Genomic DNA, 21,221 nt, shown 5'->3' on the forward strand with positions numbered 1-21,221 from the left:
CCGGTTAGGGTCTATTACCGGGTTTGGTCATTACATGGGGAGGCGAGCACGGTGGCCGCTTTGCGTCAGTACGTTGGCGTCTGGCGACTCCCCGGCGGCCGGATCCTGCTCAGCGTCGGCATTCTCGCCCGCCTCGGCATCGGCATGACCCCGCTCGCCCTGCTCCTGCTCGTGCAGCAGACCACCGGCAGCTACTCGGCGGCCGGGCTCAACGCCGGGGTCTACGCGGTCGCCGGCGCCACCGTCAGCCCGATCGCGGGACGGCTCGCCGACCGGATCGGGCCGGCGCCGATCCTGCTGGCCACCTCCGTACTGCATCCGCTGGCCCTGATCGGGCTGGTGCTGGCGACCTCGCTCCCGTGGATCTTCGCGGCCTCGGCGATCGCGGGTGCCACCTATCCGCCGCTGACCGCGGCGATCCGGCGCGGCTGGAACAACATGACCGCGGCCGGCTCCGGCCAGCATCACCTGCGCGGTGCCGCCCTGGCCGCCGAGACCTCCCTGTTCGAGCTGGTGTTCGTGCTCGGGCCGCTGCTGGTGTCGGCGTTCGTGGTGATCACGCATCGGCCGGCCACCGCGATTCTGGCGGCCGCGTTCGCCACCTTCGTGGGCACCGCCTGGATCTCCCGGCTGCCGGTGATGCGGCGCTGGCACCGCCACGAATCGGAGCACGCGGCCCGAGGCCTGGGCCCGCTGACCGCGGGCGGGTTCCCCGCCCTGATGATCTGCGTGGTGGCGCTGGGTACGGCGTTCGGCGCGGCCGGAGTCATCGTTCCGGCGTACGCGGGTCACCACGGCGGCGGCGACGGGCTCGGTGGCGTACTCCTCGGGATCTGGGGTGTCGGCAGTGCGATCGGCGGCATCTGGTTCGGCACCCGGCAGCCGGCGATGGCGCTGGCCCGGCAGTTCGCCTGGCTGCTCGGGGCGGTCGCGGTCAGCTTCCTGATCCTGACGTTGATGCCGAGTCCGCTCTATCTGGGCATGGCGCTGGTGCTCGGCGGGGTGACCATCGCGCCCGCGCTGACCGTCGGCAACACGCTGGTCGGGCGTCTGGCGCCGGCCGCGATGCTGAACGAGGCGTACACCTGGACGGTCACCGTCTCGGTCGGCGGCAGCGCCGCCGGGGGCGCGATCGCCGGTGCGATCGTCGACCGGCCGGGCGGGTTACCGTGGGCGTTCGTCTTCGCCGGCAGCGTGCTGCTCGTCGCGGCCCTGGTGGCGGCGGTGCCGCACGGTCCGATCGCCCGCGCCGACCAGCGGGCGGAAGAACGGCGCCTGGCGGTCGAGCCAGTCTGACCCCCATCGATCGGCGTTTTTGGTACTCACCCCTTGCATTTATACCCCCCAGGGGTATGTTGGCGGCATGGAATCGCGGGAGCTCACCAAGGCGGCCATCTCCGCCACGCTTCACTGCCTCACCGGCTGCGCCATCGGGGAAATCCTCGGGATGGTGATCAGCACCGCCCTGGGCTGGCACAACGCCGGCAACATCACGCTGTCGATCGTGCTGGCCTTCTTCTTCGGCTACACGCTGGCCATCCGGCCGGTGCTCGCGGCCGGCGTCGGCTTCCGGCGGGCGCTCGGCGTCGCGCTGGCCGCCGACACCGTCTCCATCGCGGTGATGGAGCTGGTCGACAACGGGAGCCTGCTCGTCATCCCGGGCGCGATGGACGCCGGCCTCGCCGACCTGCTGTTCTGGGGCAGCCTGATCGCCTCGCTGGCCATCGCGTTCGTCGTCACGGTGCCGGTCAATCGCTGGATGATCGCTCGCGGGGCGGGACATGCGGTCGCGCATCAGTACCATCACGCGCAGGAGCATCAGCACCATCACTGAGTGCCGTGAAGGAGCGTCCGATGGGGAAAGAGGTCCGCACCGATGTCGAGACGCTCCGAGCGGCCGACGCCGATCGGCAGAAGGTCGCCGACCAGCTGAAACTGGCCCTGGACGAGGGGCGGCTCTCCCTCCACGAGTACGACGATCGGGTGCGCGACGCGTACGCGGCTAGGACGTACAAGGAATTGCTGGTCCTTGTCTCGGACCTGCCGCGGCCCGGTCTCAGCGCGACCGACGTCGCCGCCCGCCGGCAGGCGGAGAAGCGCCGCGAGGCGCGCCGGATGCCGACGGCGCTGCTGGTTCTCTGGACCATCTGGGCCTCCCTCACCGTGGTCAACCTGGTGGTTTTCGGGCTGGTGGTGGCGACCGTGGACGACCCGATCTACCCGTGGCCGGTCTGGATGCTGGTGCCCGGGGCGGCGCTGGGCGCGGTCACCGTCGGGGTCCAGGCGATCCGCAGCCAGCGGCATTGAAGCCCAGGTCACACCGGCTCTGATCGGGAGCCGCGTTAATGTCACAGACATGACGCGTGTCCCGCTTTCCGTGCTCGATCTGGCCACCGTTCGCGCGGGGCACAGCAGCGCCGACGCACTCCGCGGCACCCTCGACATCGCCCGCACCGCCGACGAGCTGGGCTACCACCGCTTCTGGGTGGCCGAGCACCACAACATGCCGGCCGTGGCGTCGACCGCGCCGCCGGTGCTGATCGCCTCGGTGGCCGCGCAGACCCGGCAGATCAAGGTGGGTTCCGGCGGCGTGATGCTGCCCAACCACATGCCGTTCGTGGTGGCCGAGCAGTTCGCGATCCTGGAGGCGCTCCACCCCGGCCGCATCGACCTGGGCATCGGCCGCGCGCCGGGCACCGACCAGGCGACCGCGGCGGCGTTGCGCGGCGTTTCTCCCTACCTCACGGTCGAGCAGTTCCCGGAACATCTGCAGACGCTGATGGCGCTGCTCGGCGACGACCGGATCGACGCCGGGCCGGGGGCCCGGCTGCAGGCGACGCCGGCCGCCGAGACCTACCCTGAGGTGTGGATGCTGGGCTCCTCGACGTACGGGGCTCAGGTTGCGGCTGCTCTCGGTCTGCCGTTCTGTTACGCCTACCACTTCGCGATGAGCTCCGATGTGGAGTCGGCGTTGCACCTTTACCGGTCCGGCTTCAAGCCGTCGCCGCAGCACCCCGAGCCACACGTGATGGTGAGCGCCTCGGTGATCGCCGCCGAGACGACCGAGGAGGCTCGCTATCTGGCCGGCCCCAGCCGGATCATGGCGCTGAGCCTGCGTACCGGCCGGCTCGGCCCGATCATCTCGCCCGACGAGGCCGCCACGGTCGAACTGTCCGACCTGGACCGAGCGATGCTCGATTCACTGCCGGGTACGCAGTACGCGGGCACGGCCGAGGAGGTCGTCGCCGACCTCGACCAGCTGGTCGCGCGAACCGGGGCGAACGAGCTGATCCTGGCCGGAACGGTCTACGACCCGGCAACCAGGCAGGATTCCCTGGCCCGGATCGCGAAGGCCTGGGGACTTTAGAAACCTTTCAGGATCAAGGTCGCGAGAAACAAAGCCCTTTCGGTACGGGCGACGCCGTCGACAACCGCAATTCCCCCCGACCGCCGCCACCGCGCGACCAGCGTGCATCACCGGCATGTGCCGCGCCCCTCGCGCAACCGGACACCCACCCTTTGGCGGGCTTTGCTTTGCTCACCAATACGCGCTGCTCTGCGCACCTCCGGTGAGCACGCGATCTTGCGGAGTTCCTGTTCGCCCCGAGCGGTAAGCCTTCAATGTCGGTGAGCCGGCGTGGACGGTTGGGGTCTTGGGCCGGGACCGCCCGTGGCGGGCGCGCGGAGGGTGAGCTGCACCTACCGGGACCGAGTGCCACGGGAGTGGACCGGCGCGTACGGAAAAGGGATCTTTCTTTCCGGGCAAAGCGGCCAGTTTCCGGAAGCCGGTCCCGCGCGGAGCGGGCAGTTCCTGGGAAGCGGGCGCGCACCGATCCTCGAGCGCTCTGTCCCTAGATTCGAGTCGTCGTAAAGTTCGCAAGGCGGAGGCCCAGGGCACTGTGAATGCTCCGGGCCTTCGTCTCGGCCACGGGTAGATCGGGGCGGATCTACCGCGCTGCCTGAGCTACCTAAGTGCCAACCGAGGTTGCTCACTGACAAGTTGCCATAGCTAGCGCTTTGGCTAGCTATGGGTGATCTACTCGGGAAGCCAACCGAGGGGATCACTGTGCCGCCGCGCTACCGATACGAAGAGATCGGCGACGACCTGGAGAAGCGGATCGAAGCTGGAGAGTTTCCGCCCGGTTCCCGCCTGCCGAGTCGCCGTGAGCTGACCGCTCACTATGAGGTGACGGCGCCGGTCATCGATCGCGCGATGCAGATCCTGAGGATCAAGGGCATCACCGAGACGCTGGCGGGCGTCGGGGTCTACGTGCGCGACTCGCCAGTCCGCTGTTGGTGGCCATCGTTGATCTGCTGAGCGTTCCACTGCTGCCCTGCAGTTGCCGCAGGCTCCTTCTTCACACACGCTTGTTAATCGGGTGCGTTCGGCTGGCTGGGCGGCCAGGATGAAGGGATGGCTTGGGAGCTGACCGCGGACGTTGAGGCCTTTGAGCACGCTGCGGGGGAGTTCTTGCGGGCTCGGCCTGTTCAGCACACGGTGCTTCTCACGCTTGTTGGGACGCTTCGGCGGCGCGGGCTGCATGCGTACGGGGCGGGGGATCCTGTCTTCGGGTTCTGGCGTTTGCCTGGTGGGGATGTTGGTGGGCTGCTGGTGCAGACGCCGCCGCATCCGATGATGTTTTCCGCTTTGCCGGCTGAGGCTGTGCCTGCGGCCGTTGAGGTGCTTGCTGGGCGGGCGCTCAGCGGGGTGAACATGTTGGCTGACTCGATCGATGAGTTTGTCGCTGGGTGGCGGGAGCTCACCGGGGCCAAGGCGACCGTCGACCTGCGTAGCCGTCTGTACCTTTTGGACGCTCTTACGCCGCCGGCCGCGCCTGGTGGGCGGGCCCGGGTGGCCGACCACGGCGACCGGGAGCTGCTGCTTCGCTGGGACGCTGCGTTTCACGATGACATCGGGGAGCGGCAGCCGGCAGATGGGGGCGCTGCCATCGACGAGCGGCTCGGCTACGGTGGGATTCTGCTGTGGGAGGTTGACGGCGTGCCGGTCTCGGCGGCTACCCGCTCCCCTATTCATGCTGGCATGAGCCGTGTCCAGACGGTCTACACGCCCAAGGAGCACCGCGGCCGCGGTTACGCCGGCGCGGTCACCACGGCGGCCACGCAGAGTGCGCTCGACCAGGGGGCCGAGGCCGTCGTGCTCTTCACCGACCTGGCCAATCCGACAAGCAACGGGCTGTACCAGCGACTGGGGTACCGGCCTGTCGAGGATCGAGTGGTGGTGGAGTTCTCGTGAGTGACGGCAAGGTGCTTCAGGTCAATGTCGGGGTGCCTCGGGCCAACCCGGCCAAGAAGCTTGGCATGACCGCGATCGACAAACGGCCGGTTGACCACCCGGTGCAGGTTCGGGCGCCGGGGCCGAAGACTACGGGGCTGCACAGTGGACTGGTCGGTGACCCGATCGGGGACGTCAAGCACCACGGCGGCGACGATCAGGCGGTTTACGCGTACGCGCGGGAGGACTACGACTGGTGGGAGAAGGAACTGGGGCGGCCGCTCGCGGGAGGCGCCTTTGGGGAGAACCTCACCACGCTCGGGCTTGACCTGGTCGGGGCGATGATCGGGGAGCGCTGGCGGATCGGCTCCGAGCTGGAACTGCAGGCTACGTTCGGGCGGGTTCCGTGTGCCACGTTTCAGGCTCGGATGGAGGAGCCCAAGTGGTTGAAGAGGTTCACCAAGGTAAACCGCACCGGGGCCTACCTGCGGGTGGTTACGCCGGGGTTCGTGCAGGCCGGTGACTCGATCTCGGTCAGCTATCGTCCGGCCAAGAGCGTCAGCATCGCCGAGGGGTTCGAGGTGTACATGCTCGACCGGGCGCGGCTGGGCCGGCTGCTCGACGCCGAAGGTCTGCCGGATGACCTGCGCGAAGAGATTCAGCGGAAGGTCAGCTGAGGGCGTCGAACAGCAGCTGCGGGGCGAAACCGATCGCCACCGCGGTGATCGCGGCGATGATCAGGGCGGCCGCTACCGGGCGGGTCACCCGCAGGCGTGGGTGGGTGGCCGCTTCCAGCAGATCCGGGTCGACCACCTGGATGCCGGGCTTGGGCGGGGTCACGTAAAGGTTGGCGGTGACCCGCACGTAGTAGGCGAGGCCGATCACCGCGTTCAGGGCCACGAAACCGGCCAGCCAGCCCCAACCTTCGGCGATCAGCGCGTCCACGACGGTCACCTTGGCGAACATGCCGGCCAGGCCGGGCGGCAAACCGGCCAGGCCGGCGATGGCCAGCACCCAGGCCGCGCCCAGCCATGGGTGGCGGCGGCCGGCACCACGGTAGGCGAGCAGGTCGCCGCCGTCGGCGGCCGGTGGGCGGAGCGCCACCACTACGCCGAACGCGATGAACTCGAGCAGCACGAAGAACACCGCGTAGACGGCCGCCGCGCGTACCCCCTCGGCGCCCAGTGCCAGTGCGGCCAGGATGTATCCGGCCTGGGCGATCGACGACCAGGCCAACAGCCGGACCATGCGCTGCTGGCGCAGCGCCACCAGGTTGCCGGTCGTCATGGTGAGCACCGCCAGCGCGGCCACCACGGGAGCCGCGTCCAACCGGGACACGATCGCGATCAGGGCCAGTACGCCGCCCAGCTTCGAGGCGGTCGACAGGTAGGCGGCCACCGGGAGCGGCGCGCCCTCGTACGTCGGCGGGGCCCAGGCGTGCATCGGCACGGCCGCGACCTTGAAGGCGAAGCCGATCACCAGCAGGGCGGCGCCGGTCTGGGCGACCGGGCCGAGCGGGCCGATCCCGGCGACCAGGTGGTTCAGGTGGATCGCGCCGGTGGCGGCGTAGTTGAGGGCCGCGCCGAGCAGCGCGATCGCCGTGGAGATCACGCTGATCAGGAAGAACGTGATCGAGGCGGAGGCGCCCGCGGTGCTGACCTTCTCGCCGGGGGCGAACCGGCGCAGGCCGACCAGCACGTACAGCGGGAGGGTCAGCGTCTCCAGGCCGACGATCAGGGTGATCAGGTCGCCGGCGTAACCGATCACCACGCCGCCGGTCATCGAGGCGGCCAGCAGGAAGCAGAACTCGCCGGGCGGGGCCGCGCCGATCTTCAGCGACGGCGCCGACAGGGCGAGCACGCCGACGGTGAGCGCGGCGAAGACGACTGCCATCGTCACGGCAAGCGGGGTAGGGACCCAGGAGCATTCGGGACCGGCGCAAAATGTCGGTTTTGCGACGCCGACGACGATCGCGCACACGGCGGTGGCGATCCCACCCACGGCAAAAGCAGCGATGGTAAGAGACCGGCGCGCAAGAAGAAGGTCCATCAGCAGCACGAGAACGGCCGTGCCCGAGGCCGCGTACAGCGGCAGCAGCGTCACCTGGTCGATGGTCATCGGATCAGTGCCTCCACCGGCAACGATGTCGCGGCCAGGACCAAGGTGGGCACCAGGCCCACGGCGAGGGTCAACGCCACCAGCGGCGCCCAGGCGAACCATTCCACCCCGGCGATGGCCGGGGTCACCGGCGTGCCCACCGGGCCGTGCGTCACCTTACGGAGCAGACGCAGGAAGTACGCGGCGGTCAGCGCCCCGCCGATCGCGGCCAGCACCGCCAGGGTCGTCCACAGCCCGCCACCCCGCTCCACCGCGGCGACCACCGCGAACGCCTCGCCCCAGAAGCCGGCCAGGCCGGGCAGGCCGAGCGACGCGATCGCGGCGAAGCCGAGCAGGCCGGCCAGCCGGGGCGCGGTCTCCCGCAGGCCGCCCAGGTCGGCCAGGTCGCCGGTGTGGGCCCGGTCCTTGATCGTGCCGGCCAGGAAGAACAGCAGGCCGGTGATCAGGCCGTGCGCCACGTTGCCGAGCAGCGCGGCCTGCAGGCCGGTGGCGGTCAGGGTGGCGATGCCGAGCAGCACGAAACCCATGTGGCCGACGCTGGAGTAGGCGATCAGTCGCTTCAGCTCGGTTTGCTTCAGGCAGATCAGAGCGCCGGCCAGGATCGCGGCCGCGGCCAGGATGCCGAGCAGCGGCGCGGCCCAGCGCGCCCCCAGCGGCGTCACGCCGACGCCGACCCGGATCAGGCCGTAGGTGCCCATCTTCAGCAGCACACCGGCCAGGATCACCGAGCCGACCGTGGGCGCCTGGGTGTGCGCGTCCGGCAGCCAGCTGTGCAGCGGCCACAGCGGCGCCTTCACCGCGAACGCGACGGCGAACAGCGCGAAGGCCGCGTACTGGGTGGTCTTGGTGAGGCCGTGGCCGCCGGCCAGGGCGACCATGTCGGCGGTGCCCGCGTGCACCGCCACGGTCAGCACGCCGAGCAGCAGCAACACCGAGCCGAATAGCGTGTAGAGCACGAACTTGCGCGCCGCCCGCCGCCGGTCGGCGCCACCCCAGCCGGCGATCACCGCGTACATCGGCAGGAGCACGACCTCGAAGAACAGGAAGAACAAAATCAGGTCGAGGCTGAGGAAGGTGCCGAGGATGCCGGCTTCCAAGACCAAGAGCAGGGCCAGGAGGGTACGCGGTGAGCCGCCCTCAGGCGCATGCCACTTCGTGTACGCGCAACACAGCAGCGTCAGCAACCCGGTCAGCGCGACCAGCGGGTAGGACACCCCGTCGACGCCGAGGTGGAAGTCGAGGTGCAGGGCCGGAACCCAGGACACGTCCAGCTCGGCCCAGGGCGTGCTCCCCCGGCCGTGGCTGAACGGCAGCACCACGATCGGCACCAGGGTCAGCGCCGCGAAACCGGTCGCTGCCCAGCCGGCCAACCGGGCCGGCAGCACAGCCAGCACGGCCGCGCCGACGGCCGGCAGGGCCACCGCCGCGACCAGCATGACCTGGTAGACGTCGTTCACGAGGCGGCTCCGAACCAGACGGTCAGCAGCAGGGCGCCGGCGAAGACGATGAGCGCGGCCCACGGCAGGGCGACCCGGTGCATGTCGTTGACCAGTTCACCCAGCCAGGTCGTGCTGGTGCCGGTGCCCTCGACGGTGGCGTCGACGACCCGCTCGTCGGTGGCCTTGGCCAGCCGGGCGAGCTGCCGCACCGGGCGCACCACCAGCCGGTCCTGCACGTCGTCGAGCCGGAAGCCGGCCGCGAAGAACGGCCGGACCGGCCCGAGCACCGCGGCCGGGTCGACGCCCGGCACCGCCCGCCACAGGAACCAGGCCGTGCCGGACCCGAGGACGAGCAGCACGAGCGGCAGCACCACGGTCACGTCCAGGTGGGGTTCGTCCAGTTCGAGGGCGGTGCGGAAACCGGGCGCCCAGGCGGCCAGGCCGAGCAGCGCGGCCGGGATCGCCAGCAGCAGGATGGGCCAGCGCATCAGGCCGGGCGGGTCGTGCGGGGTGTGCGGCGGGCTGTACCGGGCGTCGTCGAAGCCGACCTCCCAGTCCGGGCCGTCCGGGCCGTGCGCCCGGGAGATGCCGAAGAACGCGCAGAGCAGCAGCCGGGTGGCGTACCAGGCGGTGACCGCGACCGCGAACAGCGCGGCCAGCCAGACCAGCCAGGCCACCCAGACCGGCGCGGGACCGCCGCCGTCGGTGGCGTGCGCGGCCGCGGCCAGCACGTTCTCCTTGGACCAGAAGCCGGCCAGCGGCGGCACCCCGGCCAGCGCGCCCAGCCCGACCACGAACGACCAGAAGGTGACCGGCATGTGTTCGCGCAGGCCACCCATCCGGGACAGGTAGTTGGTGCCGACCGCGTGGATCACCGCGCCGGCCGCGAGGAACAGCAGCGCCTTGAACGCGGCGTGGGTGAGCAGGTGGAACAGGGCCGCGGCGGGCGAGCCGACGGCCAGCGCGCCGGTCATGTAGCCGATCTGGCTCACCGTCGACCAGGCCAGCACCCGTTTCAGGTCGTCCTGGGCGGTCGCGCTCAGCGCCCCGAGCAGGATGGTGATCGAGGCGGCCACCCCGAGCACGGCGAGCGCGGCCGGGGACTGCTGGTAGAGCGGGTACATCCGGAAGACCACGTAGACGCCGGCCGCGACCATGGTGGCGGCGTGGATCAGCGCCGAGATCGGGGTGGGGCCGGCCATCGCGTCGGGCAGCCAGGTGTGCAGCGGGAACTGGGCGCTCTTGCCGGCCACCCCGGCCAGGATCAGCAGCAGGGCGGCGGTGAGCGTGCCGTGGTCGTAGTGGTGGGTGAGGACCGCGCCGATCCGGGTGGTGCCGGCGTCGACCGCCAGCAGCGCGATGCCGAGCAGGAAACCGACGTCGCCGACCCGGGTGACCAGGAACGCCTTCACCGCGGCGGCGGGCGCCTCGGGCAGCCGTCGGTCGTGGCCGATCAGCAGGTAGGAGCAGGCGCCCATCACCTCCCAGCCGACCAGCATGCCGATCAGGTCACCGGACGTGACGACCAGCAGCATCGCGCCGGTGAACAGGCTGATCTGAGCGGCGTACGGCGCGTAGCGGGGGTCGTCGTGCAGGTAGGCCACCGAGTAGATCTGCACGAACAGCGCGACCACGGTGACAGCCAGGGCGATGTAGAGCGCCGCGAGGCTCGCCTCGAAGCCGAGGGTCACCTCGATGTCGCCGATCCGGGTCCATTGAGTGCCGGCCACGAGCGGTTTGGTCGTGAACAGCAACAACGCCAGGGTCACGGCGAGTGAGACGGCCGCGCCGGCGATGCCGATCCCGGCGGCGAGCCGACGCGACTGAGAGTCGCCCGGCTTCAAGAGCAAACCCGAAAGGCCGAGGAGCAGGGGTACGCCGGGGATCAGCGCACCGAACGTCGCCGCGTTCACCCGGTCACCTGCTTCTCGTGGTCGTGCTCGTCCAGCACCACCTCGTCGATCACGACCGCCTTGTGCAGGCGGTAGTACTGCAGCACGATCGCCAGGCCGACGCCCACCTCGGCGGCGGCCAGCACGATGATGAACAGCGCGAAGATCGCCCCCGACCGCGGTTCCGGCACCGGATAGGCCCACGCCTCCGGGGCCACCCCGTCCAGCACCGCGCGGACTGTCGCGTCCGCGGCCACCAGGATCAGGTTGACCGCGTTGAGCATCAGCTCCACCGCCATCAGCACCAGGATCGCGTTGCGCCGGCGCAGCACGCCGTAGACGCCGAGCGCGAAGAGCAGGGAAGCGATGACGTACGGGATGACCGCGTGCATCACTGCTCCTTCTTCTCGTCGGTCTTGTCGTCGCCGGCCGGGAGCGCCGGGCGGTCCCGGCGGCCCTCGAGCTTTTCCCGCTCCGGGCGCGGCCGCTTCTCCTCGACCAGGTCGCCCTCGATGACGTTGCCCTCGATCGAGCGCCTCGCCGGGATCGGCTCGTCCCGCTGGACCACGCTCTCCCCCTGGATGATCCGGGAGTCGAGGACCTCGGCCGCGGTCGGCTCGCCGATCTTCGGCCGGGCATCGTGCGCGCCGAAGATCAGGTCGGCGGCTTTCTGCTTGAGCGGGTCGGCCGGCTCGGGTTCCGGGGCCGGCGCGTTGGCCAGCGCCTCGGCCGCCCGCTGGTCGGCGCGTGCCTGGCGAACCCGGGCCTGGGCGGCGGCCTGCCGAGCGGCGATCCGCTCGAGCCGGGCGATCACCTCGGCCGACTCGTCGATCGGGTCGTGCGGCGCCTCGGGCGGCGGGGCCGACGGGTCGGGGCGGGCGCCCAGGTCGGGGCGGGACAGCACGATCGCGCCGATCAGCGCGGCCAGCAGCAGGATGGACAGCACCTCGAACGGCAGCACCCAGGCGCCGAAGACCTGCTCGCCGACCCGTTCGGCGTTGCCCGGCGGGGGCAGCTCGAACTCGGTCCAGCGGAACGCGTCGGCCAGCAGCGCGGTCAGTCCGAAACCGATCCCGGCGCCGATGATCGCGGCCGGCGCGATCGGGCGGTCCAGGTCGCGGGACGGGCCGATCGGGGCGCGGGTCAGCATCACCGCGAACAGCAGCAGCACCACCACGGCGCCGACGTAGACCAGGATCTGCACCCAGGCCACCATCTCGGCGCCGAGCACCAGGTACAGGCCGGCGATCGCGCCCAGGCTGACGACCAGGTAGAAGCCCGCCCGGACCAGGTGACTGCTGGTCACCACGAGCACGCCGGAACCGACCGCGATCAGGCCGAGAGCGAGCATGAGCGCGTCCGCCACGGTCACTGCGGTGGCTCCGGGGACTCCGGCTTCGGTTGAGCTTCCTGGTTCGGGCGGTCTGCGGTTGTCGGGCGGGCTCGGCGTACATCTGCCTTCGCGGCCGTTGCCGCCCCCGGACCCGCAGCTTTCCGCGCCGCTGTCGCCTCCTCCTTGGAGGGTTCGCCGAGCACGTCGTGAGCCGGCGGCGGAGGCACCGTGCGCATCCATTCCCCCAGCCGGTTCTTGTCGTGCAGGAGGTCGAGGACGTCGGTTTCCGCGTATTCGAACTCGGGCGTCCAGTGCAGCGCGTCGAACGGGCAGACTTCGATGCAGATTCCGCAGTACATGCAGAGCGAGAAATCGATGTCGAAGCGGTCGAGCACGTTGCGCTGCCGCGCTCGCGCGGCGCCCGGGACGACGACCTCTTCCTTGTGCGAGTCGATGTAGATGCACCAGTCGGGGCACTCGCGGGCGCACAGCATGCAGACCGTGCAGTTTTCTTCGAGCAGTGCGATCACGCCGCGGCTGCGCGGCGGAAGCTCGGGCTCGACGTCCGGATATTGCTGGGTCGTCGACCGCTTGGTCATCGTCTTGAGCGTGACGGCAAGCCCTTGCACCAGGCCTTTACCCGGCGTGCCCCGCTCCCCGTCATCAGTCACAAACGCACATCCTGCCTCGTCGTCCGTCCGGACGCGAGCACACCCCCTTTCGGATCTTCCGGTAGCGTGAATCCGTGCCCCGACTGTTGGAGGCCCCTAAGATGACGGCTGCGATGAGCGACTACCTACCGCCCGCCGACGGCTGGACTGTTGACGATCTTGACGCCATGCCGGAAGACGGCGTGCGCCGCGAGTTGCTCGATGGAGTGCTCCTCGTGTCCCCCTCCCCCACGGACATCCACCAGATCATCGCCATGCGACTCGGTGTCGCCCTCGAAGAGTCCTGCCCGGCCGAGTATCAGGTCACGCAGGGCGTCGAGGTCCGCATCAGCTCACGACGCACCTTCATCCCCGATGTGCTGGTCGCTACCGATGAGGCGGCTCGCCGCCGATCCCGGATCTACGCACCCCACGAGGTCCTGCTGGCCGTCGAGATCGTGTCGCCGTCGTCGCTGAGCATGGACCGCATCACCAAGCACGCGCTCTACGCCTCGGCCGGCATCCCGTTCTACTGGCGGATCGAGACGACCGATGCTCTCGTCGTGGAGACCTACAAGATCGATCCGGAGCACGAGATCTACCGCCCGGCCGGCACTTTCACCTCGGTGATCTCGACGGACGAGCCGTGGGAGATCAACGTGCCGATCAAGCGGATCACCCCGCGTTATCTCTAGGGCCTGTCCTGCCGGCCACGTGGGAGCGAGGCGAGGTCCAGGTGTCGTCTGGGTGCGCGGCGCGGGCGCCCGGATACCGGTGTTGTATCTGGGTGTTCGCGCCGTGCGGCCAGGCGGCGGCTGGGCCACGCCGCAGCCCCGCGTGGCCGGCAGGACAGGCCCTCGTCACATCGCGATCTTGACTGCCGCGGTCAGGACCAGTTGGGCCAGGGCCAGCGGGACCAGGATCAGCCAGCAGAGGCGTTGCAGCTGGTCCTCGCGCAGCCGGGGGTAGGTCACCCGGAACCAGATGATCACGAAGGACACGGCGAAGACCTTCAGCAGGGTCCACAGCCAGCCCAGGTGGTCGGCGGCCGGGCCGTGCCAGCCGCCCAGGAACAGCACCGTGGTCAGCGCGGCGATCACCACGATGCCGACGTATTCGGCCAGCAGGAAGAACGCGAACCGCAAACCCGTGTACTCGGTCATGTAGCCGAAGACCAGCTCCGAGTCGGCGATCGGCATGTCGAACGGGGGGCGGCGGATCTCGGCCAGGCCGGCGATGAAGAAGATGAGCGCGGCCGGCGCCTGCCAGAGCAGCCACCAGGGCTTCCACGCCTCGATGATGCCGGGCAGGCTCAGCGTGCCGGCCGCCATCGCCACGCTCGCCGCCGCCAGCACCAGCGGCAGCTCGTAACCGAGCAGCTGGGCGGCGCCGCGCAGGCCGCCGAGCAGGCTGTATTTGTTGGCGCTGGCCCAGGCCGACATCAGCACCGCGAGCACGCCCACGCCGAGAACGGCGAGGACGAAGAACAGACCGACGTCCAGCGGCTGGGCGACCAGGCCGTTCGGGCCGAGCGGGATGGCCAGCAACACCAGCAGATAGGGGAACAGCGCGACAAGCGGCGCGAGCCGGAAGATCCGGCGATCGGCGTCCCGCGGGGCGATGTCCTCCTTCTGCACGAACTTCACGCCGTCGGCGACCAGCTGCGCCCAGCCGTGGTAACCGCCCGCGTACATCGGACCGAGGCGGCCCTGCATGTGCGCCATAACCTTGTGTTCGGCCTGGCCGACGATGAGCGGCAGGGTGAGGAAGCCGACCACGACGGCGACCACGCGGATGGTGAGATCGAGCCAGAGCGGCATCATTGGGCGTTCGGTCCCCACTCGGCGGGATCGGGCACGCCCGGCGGGCGCATCGGGGCGCGTTTGGCGGTGCCGGCCTCGGACTCGCCCGGCTCCTTGGCGCCCGGCCAGGCCTTGGCCACCCGGGCCGCCAGCACGAACTCCTTGCGCAGCGGGTTGCCCTCAAAACCGGGCGGCAGCAGCAGCGGGCGCAGGTCGGGGTGGCGGGCGAAGGTGATGCCGAACATCTCGAACGTCTCCCGCTCGTGCCAGGCGGCCCCCGGGAACAGCTCGACCACCGACTCGACCACCGGGTCGTCCCGGGTGATGCGGGTGCGCAGCAGCAGCGAGTGCTTGCGGCGGGTCGAATAGAGGTGGCAGAGCACCGAGAAGCCGTCGTCGAGCTCGTCGACCGCGGACAGCCAGTCGAAGAAGTCGCAGCCCAGCGCGCCGTTGTGCTTCGCCGTGCCGACCGCTTCCCACCAGCGGGCGACCGGCACGTCGATGACGGCACGCTCGTGGCCGGGACCGCCGCCGGAGACCGACGCGGACGCGTTGCCCTTGTCGGGGGTCTCCGGAGTGGTGTCCTCCATCAGGGCGACCAGGCGTTCGCCGACCTCTTCGGGCGTCATGGCGTCATCCTATGGTTTTGGCTTTCTACAGACCCGGCAGGCGTCCGTTACGGAAGACGTCGACGAAGTCCTGGTGGTCCTCGCGGGCCTGGTCGCCGTACCGGTGGGCGAACTCGACGAGGTGGTCGACGAAGCCCTTCTCGTCCTTGTCGACGGCCGCGACGATGGTCTCCTCGGTGGAGAAGTCGACCAGGTCGTGGGTGGATTCGTCGTCGGCCACCGAGTGCATGCGGGCGACCGCGCGGCCCAGGTCGGTGATGACGCCGAGCAGTTCGTCGGGCTCGTTGACGTCGGCCCAGTCGAGGTCGGCAGCGTACGGCGAGACCTCGGCGACCAGCTGGCCGATGCCGTTGAGCGTGGTGTAACCGACCCACGGGTCGGCGTGCGCCTGCAGGGCGTGCTGCGACTCGGCGGTGCGGTGGCCCTGGTGCTTGAAGTACGCCTTTACCCGCTCGTCGTCGATCCAGCGGGCCACGGCCGGCACCTGAGCCTGCTTCATGTAGATGATCACGTCATTTTCCAGGGCCTGGGTGTGGCCCTCGAGCAGCAGGTTGTAGGACGGCAGCCCGGCCGAGCCGATGCCCACGCCCTTGCGCAGCTTGATGTCCTTGATCTTGGTGGCCAGCGGCCGGGACTGCTCGGGCAGCGTGCCCAGGTAGTCGTCGAAGGCGGCCTGGACCAGCGACCCGGTCGCCTCGTCGACCTCGAAGACGCCGTCGGCCAGCGAGAACCGGCGCTCGTAGTCGTCGATCGTGGTCTGCCCGGCCAGCAGGTCGACCCGGGTGTTGAGCCGCGCCTCCTGCAGCACCCGGCGCAGCACGCCGTCGGCCGTCTCCAGGGTGATCGAGCCGATCGCGTCGTCACCGCCGGTCGCGATGGCCCGCAGCTCGATCAGATAGGACTGGGCGAATGCCTTGACCAGGGCGGTGATGTTGTCGTCGGACAGCGCCTTCTGGTAGCCGATCAGAGCGAGGCTGGCCGAGAAACGCTTGAGGTCCCAGGAGAACGGCCCCACGTAGGCCTCGTCGAAATCGTTGACGTTGAAGACCAGAACGCCCGACGAGTTCATGTAGGTGCCGAAGTTCTCCGCGTGCAGGTCGCCGTGGATCCAGACCCGGCTGGTCTGCGCGTCGAGGAAGCGGTCGTCGGCGAACCCGCCGGTGAGGTCGGCATAGAAGAGCGAGGCGCTGCCCCGGTAGAAGGCGAACGGCGAGGCCGCCATCTTTCGGAACTTCCGGCGGAAGGCCGCCGGATCGAGCGCCATCAGCTCGCCGAATTCCCTGCTCAGAACGTCGATGATGAAATCCGCGCGCGCACTCATAAGGCGCAGACTAGTCGGCGGTGACCATCGGCGGAGTGACCATCGGGGCAGTCAGAGAGGAAGCGTCGCGGGGCCGGGTGAGCGGATCGGGGCGCGGCACTCCACCCGGGCCGGCCTGCTCGGCGGCGATCTTCTCCTGCAGGCGCAGGATGCCGTGCAGCAGCGCCTCGGGCCGGGGCGGGCAACCGGGCACGTAGACGTCGACCGGGATCAACTGGTCGACCCCCTTGGTCACCGAATAGGAGTCCCAGTAGGGACCGCCGCAGTTGGAGCAGCTGCCGAAGGAGATCACGTACTTCGGCTCGGGCATCTGGTCGTAGAGCCGCTTGATGGCCGGGGCCATCTTGTCGGTGACCGTGCCGGAGACGACCATCAGGTCGGCCTGGCGGGGGCCGTGCGCGAACGGGATCACGCCGAGGCGCATGAAGTCGTGCCGGCTCATGCTGGACGCGATGAACTCGATCGCGCAGCACGCCAGCCCGAAGTTGAACACCCAGAGCGAATAGCGCCTCCCCCAGTTCAGCACGAACCGGATGGGCTCCCCGAGCACTCCTGGCAGACCGGACACGTCCGTCAACCTACTCCGTGGACTGGCTGGGACGCTGCAGCAGGCTCAGGAAGCCGGTCAGCAGCGCCTCGCGCAGGGCCGGCGGGACGGCGTCGAGCAGGGAGTTGACCGCGGCCATCTGGGTGAAGTCGCCGCCGCCCAGGCCGAGCCCTTCGGCCAGGCCGGCCACCAGCTGCGGCGTGATCATTTCGGGGGTGAGCGCGCCGGCCGCCTCGAGCAGGGGTGCCGGGAGCTGGGCCGGGCCCCGATCGCGGGTCGCGACGACGGCCGCGGCCAGGTCGGCGGCGAACTCCTTGGCGGTCGGGGCGACGGCCGCGGTCACGGTGAGGTGGATGGTGGCCGGCAGGTCGCCGAAGGACATCTGCGGCTGGGTGTGCCAGCCTCGGGCGGCCAGTTCGTCGGCCAGCACGAAGATGTCCACCCCGGGGTCGGCGGCCAGGCACACCACGCTGGCCTCGGGCGGGGCGAAGAGGCGGACGCCGTCGGTGTCGGTGACCGCCGCGGCCAGGGTCGACACCGCGTCCTGGGTGCTGCGGGCCAGCTCCAGATAGCCGGCGTCGCCGATGTGGCGCAGGGTGGCCACGGCCGCGGCGATCGGGCCGCCGGACCGGGTGGACGACACGATCGGGTTGATCATCGTGTAGCCCGGCCAGCCGGCGAACGCGAAGTACTGCGGGAGGCGCAGCTCCTCGGTGCGGTGCAGCAGGATCGAGACGCCCTTCGGGGCGTACGCGTATTTGTGCAGGTCGACCGAGATGCTGGTGACGCCGGGGACGGACAGGTCGAACGGCGGCAGGTCGGCGCCCAGGCGCTTCAGGTAGGGCAGCACCCAGCCGCCGAAGCAGGCGTCCACGTGGAACCGCACCCCACGCTCGGCCGCGATCGCGGCCAGCCGCGGAATCGGGTCGACCACGCCGTGCGCGTAGGACGGGGCGGAACCGACCACCAGCACCGTGTCGGCGGTGATCGCGGCGGCCATCGCCTCCGGGTCGGCCCGCAGGTCGGCACCGACCGGCACCACGTCGAGCGCCACCCGCAGGTAGTGCGCCGCCTTGGCGAACGCGGCGTGCGCGGTGGACGGGATCACCAGGCGCGGGGTGGCCAGCTCGGGACGGCTGTCGCGAGCCGCCTTGACCGCCAGGATCAGCGACTCGGTGCCGCCGCTGGTGACGCTGCCGACTGTCTGCGCGTCGCCGCCGAGCAGCCGGGCCGCCGCGCCGACCAGCGCGTTCTCCATCGCCAGCAGCGACGGGAACGCGGTCGGGTCGAGGCCGTTGACGTGCGCGGAGATCGCGTACGCGGCCTGGGCCAGCTCGTCGAGACCGTCCAGGGCCGGGTCGTAGACGTAGGCGAACAGGCGACCGCCGTGGGTGGGCAGGTCGGCCCGGCGGAGCTCACCGAGCTCACCGAGGATCTGCGCACCGGAAACGCCCTGCTCGGGCAGCGCTTCGAACATGCGATGACGCTACCGCTCGACGTCTCGGTAGGCGCCCAGCAGCAGGACCGCGGCGCCGACCAGCAGGCCCGGCACCACGGTGAAGCCGAGCAGCACGCCGAGCCGGGCGGTGCTGTCCTGGGTGGCGGCCTCTCCGGTCGACGACGAGACATAGCCGAAGAGCTGGAGGATCAGCGCGTAGAGCCCGGGGCCGAGGGCCAGCCCGAGGGTCTCCCCCGCGGTCCACAGGCCGGTGAAGACACCGGCCTGCCGGCGGCCGGTCCGCGCGGTGTCGTAGGCGATGCAGTCCGGCAGCATCGACATCGAGAAGACCTGCTGGCCGGCGTACCCGCAGCCGATCACGGCGACGACCAGGTAGACGGCGACCGGGGGCAGGGCCGGGGAGGCCAGCAGGAGCAGCGCGCCGACCGCGTACAGCAGCGAGGCGGCGACCAGCGAGCGCGGCTTGCCGAACCGGGCCCCCACCCGGCTCCACACCGGCATGACCAGCAACGCCGGGCCGACGAAGGCGGCGAACAGGAAGGTCGCGCCGGAGCCGGACCGCACGATGTGGTCGGCGAAGTACTGCACCCCGGCCAGCATCGTGCCGACCCCGACGGCCTGGACGATCCAGCACAGCAGCAGCGCGCGGAACGGGCGGTTGGCGGCCGCGATCCGCAGCTGGCTGCGCAGGTCGGGCTCGGACTCGACGGCCGAGCGGGTATCCGCCGTCCGGGTGCCGAAGTAGACACCGAGCGTGCCCAGCGCGATCAGGACGCCCACGAAGATGCCGGACCACCGGTGCCCGACCAGGCCGCCGCCGGTCTGGTCGACCACCAGCGGGGCCAGCGCCCCGGAAACCAGGATGGCCAGCGCCAGCACGGCGACCCGCCAGGTCATCAGGCGGGTGCGCTCGTCGTAGCCGTCGGTCAGTTCGGCCGGCATCGCGACGTACGGCACCTGGAAGAACGCGTAGGCGGTGGCGGCTACCAGGAAGGAGATCGCCACGTACGCGCCGGCGCCGGCGCCGCTGGCGAACGGGCCGGCGAAGATCGCCGCGAAGAGCACGGCGAGCAGCAGGCCCGCGACGAGCAGGAAGGCCCGCCGGTCACCGCGGCGGTCGGAGATCCGGCCGGCGACCGGGTTGACCAGTACGTCCCACGCCTTCGGGAGCAGCACCAGCAAGCCCGCCACGCCCGCCGCCACACCTAACGTATCTGTCAAATAGGGCAGAAGAAGCAAACCTGGCACGGTGCCGAAAGCGCCCGTGACCAGCGAACCCAGGGAGTAACCGGCTAAAACGCGGCGCGACAGCACGCCGGACGGCCGTACTTCCGAAGAGGGACCGGTGGTCGTCATGGTCGCGCATGCTAACCACGATCTTGCCGCGACGCCTACGCTTCCCCAGATGAAAAGCGTTGCGGCCGGGGTCGCCGCCAGCCATCCGGCCACCGCCCGGGCCGGATTGCAGATCCTGCAGGACGGCGGAACGGCGGCCGATGCCGCGGTGGCGGCCGTGCTCGCCACCTGCGTGGCCGAGACGATCTTCACCGGTCTGGGCGGCGGCGGGTTCGCCACCTACTTCGAGGCGGCCACCGGCGAGGTCACCTGCCTCGACTTCTTCGTGGCGGCACCCGGCCTGGACGGCGACGCCGAGCCGGGCCCGATGATCTCGGTGGACGTGTTCTTCGGTGGCCTGCCGCAGGTCTACTCGATCGGCGGGGCGAGCGCGGCGGTGCCCGGCGTGCCGGCCGGCTGCGGCGAGGTGCACCGGCGCTGGGGCCGGCTGCCCTGGGCCGAGGTGGTGGCGCCCGCGTTCGCGCTGGCCAAGACCGGAGTGCCGACCCCGGAGGCGCACGCCCGCACGCTCGACGCCTGCGCACCCGCGCTGGCCTACGGCGAGGGTGCCCCGATCTACACCCCGAACGGGCGCCGGCTGCAGGGCGGCGAGCTGCTCTTCCACCCGGGCCTGGCGACCGCGCTGGAGGCGCTCGCGGTGGTCGGCCCGTCGATCTTCTACACCGGTGACTTCGCACCGGTCATGGTCGACGCGGTCCGCGCCGCGGGTGGTTCGCTCGGCCGGCGCGACCTGGCCGAGTACCGCGTGCTGGAGACCCACGTCGACCGGGCCGCGCTCAACGGTTACCAGGTGCGCGCGCGGCACGACCTGAACCGGGTGGTGGACACCATCGGCGCGCTGCCCGCCGACCTGTCCCGGCCGGGGCGGACGCTCGGGCTGGCCGAGGCGCTGCGCGACCAGGGGCGGCAGCGGGTCGGGGACACCACCAACGTGTCCGTGGTGGACGCCGAGGGCAACGCCTGCGTGATCACCACGACCCTCGGGCTCGGCTCCGCGGTGTGGCTGCCCGGCCTCGGCATCAATCTCAACTCGATGCTCGGCGAGGGCGAGCTCAATTTCGGCGACCTGCGGCCGGGCGACCGGATGCCGTCCAACATGTGCCCGCTCGTGGTGATCGACCCGGCCGGGCGGCTGGCCGTGGCGGCGGGTTCGGCCGGCGCCTCGCGGATCCGCACCGCGCTCATCGACACCCTGCTCGGCGTGCTGGTCGACGACCTCGACATGGCCGCGGCGACCGGGCGGCCGCGCTTCCACGTCGTCGGCGACACCGTGCACGCCGAGGCCGGCTATCCCGTCGACGAGTTGTCTGCTCTCGACGAGGCCGGCTGGAAGATCAATCAGTGGCCCGGCCTCAACCACTACTTCGGCGGGGTCACCGCGGTCGGCCAGGCCGGCGCGGCGGGTGATCCCCGCCGGGCCGGCGTCGGCCTGCTGCTCTGAC

At 70.6% G+C, this 21,221-nt stretch carries 20 protein-coding genes and 1 pseudogene; 9 read left to right on the forward strand and 12 right to left on the reverse strand.

Features of this window, described 5'->3' with window-relative positions:
* Positions 1-51 precede the first annotated feature (51 nt).
* The 7 genes from Ate02nite_RS11130 to Ate02nite_RS11160 all read left to right on the forward strand — a co-directional run bounded on the left by Ate02nite_RS11130 (position 52) and on the right by Ate02nite_RS11160 (position 5,910).
* Positions 52-1,296, forward strand: coding sequence for an MFS transporter (locus tag Ate02nite_RS11130; protein ID WP_203803275.1), 1,245 nt, complete (start codon positions 52-54; stop codon positions 1,294-1,296).
* A gap of 67 nt (positions 1,297-1,363) precedes the next feature.
* Entirely contained in the window at positions 1,364-1,834 is a 471-nt protein-coding gene (locus tag Ate02nite_RS11135; protein WP_203803278.1) for a DUF4396 domain-containing protein, read from the forward strand.
* Positions 1,835-1,854: 20 nt separating this feature from the next.
* Complete coding sequence (locus tag Ate02nite_RS11140) at positions 1,855-2,307, forward strand: DUF1707 SHOCT-like domain-containing protein (protein ID WP_203803280.1); 453 nt, start codon at positions 1,855-1,857, stop codon at positions 2,305-2,307.
* A 49-nt stretch (positions 2,308-2,356) separates the two neighbouring features.
* Positions 2,357-3,367, forward strand: coding sequence for an LLM class flavin-dependent oxidoreductase (locus Ate02nite_RS11145; protein WP_203803282.1), 1,011 nt, complete (start codon positions 2,357-2,359; stop codon positions 3,365-3,367).
* A gap of 699 nt (positions 3,368-4,066) precedes the next feature.
* The gene (locus Ate02nite_RS11150; RefSeq protein ID WP_203803284.1) at positions 4,067-4,318 is read left to right on the forward strand and encodes a winged helix-turn-helix domain-containing protein; all 252 of its coding nucleotides are present in this window, start codon (positions 4,067-4,069) and stop codon (positions 4,316-4,318) included.
* Positions 4,319-4,663: 345 nt separating this feature from the next.
* Entirely contained in the window at positions 4,664-5,254 is a 591-nt protein-coding gene (locus Ate02nite_RS11155) for a GNAT family N-acetyltransferase (protein ID WP_239147285.1), read from the forward strand.
* 65 nt (positions 5,255-5,319) lie between these two features.
* A complete protein-coding gene (locus Ate02nite_RS11160; protein ID WP_203803440.1) occupies positions 5,320-5,910 on the forward strand; it encodes an MOSC domain-containing protein in 591 nt (196 codons plus the stop codon).
* On the opposite strand, the gene Ate02nite_RS11165 is transcribed toward Ate02nite_RS11160, so the two are convergent.
* The 6 genes and pseudogenes from Ate02nite_RS11165 to Ate02nite_RS11190 all read right to left on the reverse strand — a co-directional run bounded on the left by Ate02nite_RS11165 (position 5,903) and on the right by Ate02nite_RS11190 (position 12,686).
* The gene (locus Ate02nite_RS11165) at positions 5,903-7,351 is read right to left on the reverse strand and encodes an NADH-quinone oxidoreductase subunit N (RefSeq protein ID WP_203803294.1); all 1,449 of its coding nucleotides are present in this window, start codon (positions 7,349-7,351) and stop codon (positions 5,903-5,905) included. The genes Ate02nite_RS11160 and Ate02nite_RS11165 overlap by 8 nt on opposite strands.
* Positions 7,348-8,787 (reverse strand): complex I subunit 4 family protein, encoded by a 1,440-nt coding sequence (locus Ate02nite_RS11170; RefSeq protein WP_203803443.1) that lies wholly within the window; start codon positions 8,785-8,787, stop codon positions 7,348-7,350. Before Ate02nite_RS11170 ends, Ate02nite_RS11165 begins: the two co-directional genes overlap by 4 nt.
* A 17-nt stretch (positions 8,788-8,804) precedes the next feature.
* Entirely contained in the window at positions 8,805-10,703 is a 1,899-nt protein-coding gene (locus Ate02nite_RS11175) for an NADH-quinone oxidoreductase subunit 5 family protein (protein WP_203803296.1), read from the reverse strand.
* Positions 10,700-11,074: an NADH-quinone oxidoreductase subunit NuoK gene (gene nuoK, locus Ate02nite_RS11180; protein WP_203803298.1), complete on the reverse strand. Its 375-nt coding sequence runs from the start codon at positions 11,072-11,074 to the stop codon at positions 10,700-10,702. Before nuoK ends, Ate02nite_RS11175 begins: the two co-directional genes overlap by 4 nt.
* 479 nt (positions 11,075-11,553) lie before the next feature.
* Positions 11,554-12,054 (reverse strand): annotated as a pseudogene (locus tag Ate02nite_RS11185) (NADH-quinone oxidoreductase subunit J family protein); the annotation flags it as partial.
* Complete coding sequence (locus Ate02nite_RS11190; RefSeq protein WP_239147286.1) at positions 12,051-12,686, reverse strand: NuoI/complex I 23 kDa subunit family protein; 636 nt, start codon at positions 12,684-12,686, stop codon at positions 12,051-12,053. The pseudogene Ate02nite_RS11185 and the gene Ate02nite_RS11190, both read right to left, overlap by 4 nt.
* Positions 12,687-12,799: 113 nt before the next feature.
* Between Ate02nite_RS11190 and Ate02nite_RS11195 the strand changes: the two genes are divergently transcribed.
* Positions 12,800-13,360 (forward strand): Uma2 family endonuclease, encoded by a 561-nt coding sequence (locus tag Ate02nite_RS11195; protein WP_239147287.1) that lies wholly within the window; start codon positions 12,800-12,802, stop codon positions 13,358-13,360.
* Positions 13,361-13,525: 165 nt separating this feature from the next.
* On the opposite strand, the gene nuoH is transcribed toward Ate02nite_RS11195, so the two are convergent.
* Genes nuoH through Ate02nite_RS11225 form a run of 6 tightly spaced genes read right to left on the reverse strand, consistent with a single transcriptional unit; the run spans position 13,526 to position 19,779 of the window.
* The gene (gene nuoH / locus Ate02nite_RS11200) at positions 13,526-14,485 is read right to left on the reverse strand and encodes an NADH-quinone oxidoreductase subunit NuoH (RefSeq protein ID WP_203803448.1); all 960 of its coding nucleotides are present in this window, start codon (positions 14,483-14,485) and stop codon (positions 13,526-13,528) included.
* The gene (locus Ate02nite_RS11205; protein ID WP_203803300.1) at positions 14,485-15,096 is read right to left on the reverse strand and encodes an NADH-quinone oxidoreductase subunit C; all 612 of its coding nucleotides are present in this window, start codon (positions 15,094-15,096) and stop codon (positions 14,485-14,487) included. The genes nuoH and Ate02nite_RS11205 overlap by 1 nt, the downstream gene beginning before the upstream one ends.
* 25 nt (positions 15,097-15,121) lie before the next feature.
* Entirely contained in the window at positions 15,122-16,417 is a 1,296-nt protein-coding gene (locus Ate02nite_RS11210) for a DUF2252 domain-containing protein (protein WP_203803303.1), read from the reverse strand.
* A 10-nt stretch (positions 16,418-16,427) separates the two neighbouring features.
* On the reverse strand, positions 16,428-16,985 hold the full coding sequence (locus Ate02nite_RS11215; protein WP_275422843.1) for an NADH-quinone oxidoreductase subunit B: 558 nt from the start codon (positions 16,983-16,985) through the stop codon (positions 16,428-16,430).
* Between the two features lie 10 nt (positions 16,986-16,995).
* On the reverse strand, positions 16,996-18,441 hold the full coding sequence (locus Ate02nite_RS11220; RefSeq protein ID WP_203803305.1) for a pyridoxal phosphate-dependent decarboxylase family protein: 1,446 nt from the start codon (positions 18,439-18,441) through the stop codon (positions 16,996-16,998).
* Positions 18,442-18,450: 9 nt separating this feature from the next.
* Positions 18,451-19,779: an MFS transporter gene (locus tag Ate02nite_RS11225; protein ID WP_203803308.1), complete on the reverse strand. Its 1,329-nt coding sequence runs from the start codon at positions 19,777-19,779 to the stop codon at positions 18,451-18,453.
* A 49-nt stretch (positions 19,780-19,828) separates the two neighbouring features.
* On the opposite strand from Ate02nite_RS11225, the gene Ate02nite_RS11230 reads away from it, so the two are divergent.
* Positions 19,829-21,220 (forward strand): gamma-glutamyltransferase, encoded by a 1,392-nt coding sequence (locus tag Ate02nite_RS11230; RefSeq protein WP_203803310.1) that lies wholly within the window; start codon positions 19,829-19,831, stop codon positions 21,218-21,220.
* Position 21,221: the final 1 nt, after the last annotated feature.

Source organism: Paractinoplanes tereljensis, from assembly GCF_016862435.1.
GTDB classification, from domain to species: Bacteria; Actinomycetota; Actinomycetes; order Mycobacteriales; family Micromonosporaceae; genus Actinoplanes; species Actinoplanes tereljensis.